Origin of the sequence: Paenibacillus sp. OT2-17 (assembly GCF_009827695.1) — a bacterium.
Lineage (GTDB): Bacteria > Bacillota > Bacilli > Paenibacillales > Paenibacillaceae > Paenibacillus > Paenibacillus polymyxa_B.
Genome location: NZ_WUDQ01000759.1, coordinates 1 through 1,425 on the forward strand (window position 1 = coordinate 1; position 1,425 = coordinate 1,425).

Annotated in this window: 1 protein-coding gene and 2 pseudogenes; all 3 read right to left on the reverse strand. The window is 37.5% G+C overall.

Going from position 1 to position 1,425, the window contains the following annotated elements:
- A pseudogene (locus GRP75_RS30135) lies at window positions 1-882 on the reverse strand (PTS sugar transporter subunit IIC); the annotation flags it as partial.
- Window positions 883-951: 69 nt separating this feature from the next.
- Window positions 952-1,215 (reverse strand): PTS sugar transporter subunit IIA, encoded by a 264-nt coding sequence (locus GRP75_RS26865; RefSeq protein WP_160790878.1) that lies wholly within the window; start codon window positions 1,213-1,215, stop codon window positions 952-954.
- 89 nt (window positions 1,216-1,304) lie between these two features.
- A pseudogene (locus GRP75_RS30140) lies at window positions 1,305-1,425 on the reverse strand (alpha/beta fold hydrolase); the annotation flags it as partial.

Genomic DNA, 1,425 nt, shown 5'->3' on the forward strand with positions numbered 1-1,425 from the left:
AAAAGAAAAACATTGCGAGCACAAGACCAAGTGTTGCACCGGATCCACCGATAAAGATAAGATATCTAAATTCTGCCGTAACAATATTATCGACGGGTAATCCTGCTGCGTAGGCAGCTGCGTTCTCTGATGTCAACTGTAACCAGATAGGTAACATGACAGAACCTACAATTGTAGAACCATGTAACCCATTCGCCCATAACAAATTGATTAATAAGAATACAAAGATTGTACCAACTAGGCTTGTACCAACATTGGTTAAAGGTTGTTGTAGAAGTTTTGCGACGATAGTGTGAACGTTTTCAAAATGAGTAAAGTTTTCAACAAGTAAACGTATAACCCATACACTCACGATGACAATAAAACCTGGAATAATTGCTGTAAAGGATTTTGCAACAGTGGGCGGAACTCCATCTGGCATTTTGATAACAATATTCTTTTGAACGACCCTACGGTAAATAAGCCTTGACTCGAAAAGTAATTAACATTCATTGCTGTTGTGACCACTTTATCTACCGTAAAAGTTGTATTAGGCGTGACAACAAAATACGAACATAATGCTACAGCCCCTGAAGCAAGTGGGTCCACTTTATAACTCTCAGCTAGCCTATATCCGACAGCAAAGGTAGCAATTAATGCGACCAGATTAAATGTACCATTGTAGGGATAAAGTAAGGTTGCTTTGATATCTGGATGAGCTTTTAAGAAGTTTATATAAGCTGGAATTGGCAGATTTGCTAAGATTAGAAACACGGAACCGATAATAATAAATGGGATTGTTAGAACCATTGCATCGCGAAGTACTTGTAAATGCCGTTGACCAGCAATTTTGCCTGCAATTGGCATTACCTTTTCTTCTAAAAACTCAGTTATTTTACCCATAACATCGTGTCCTCTCCCGAAGATGTAATTTCTTGTAGCGATGCCACTTCTATTTGGCTTGAACAATCTCTATTTTGAACGCTTATATAGCTCGATCATTTCTGTAACAAGCAGTGAAATGGTTTCTACACTCATGAGTTGGTCTTCTGCATGCATTAATATCAGTGAGAAATCAAGTTGCTCTCCATTTGCTTCTCTTTTTACTAATGAAGAATGCGCTCTATGTCCTTCTCTAAAAAATTGCTTTGACTCTTCTAACTTTCCTTCTGCTAATTGAAATTCTCCTTCTTTTGCCGCATAAAGTGCCTCAATTACAAGTTTCGTAAACTCCATGTTATACGCCTTTCCTAAGCTCAGTTATGATCTTTGTTAACATCAAAAAAGTCGACTCCTTATTAAATAGGAATCGACCGTTTAAAATCCTAGCGATCTTCATTAATCCATTTGGCTAATGTTTGATCAAAATAATGTGGTTCTTCAAACATCGGGTTATGCCCACTATGTTCAAAAATCACCTTTTTCACGTTCTCGTAGGTATCATCG

What these genes read in the sequence shown, in the direction of transcription:
- GRP75_RS26865 (WP_160790878.1), bottom strand. Translation starts at nt 1,215, where the DNA reads ATGGAGTTTACGAAACTTGTAATTGAGGCACTTTATGCGGCAAAAGAA.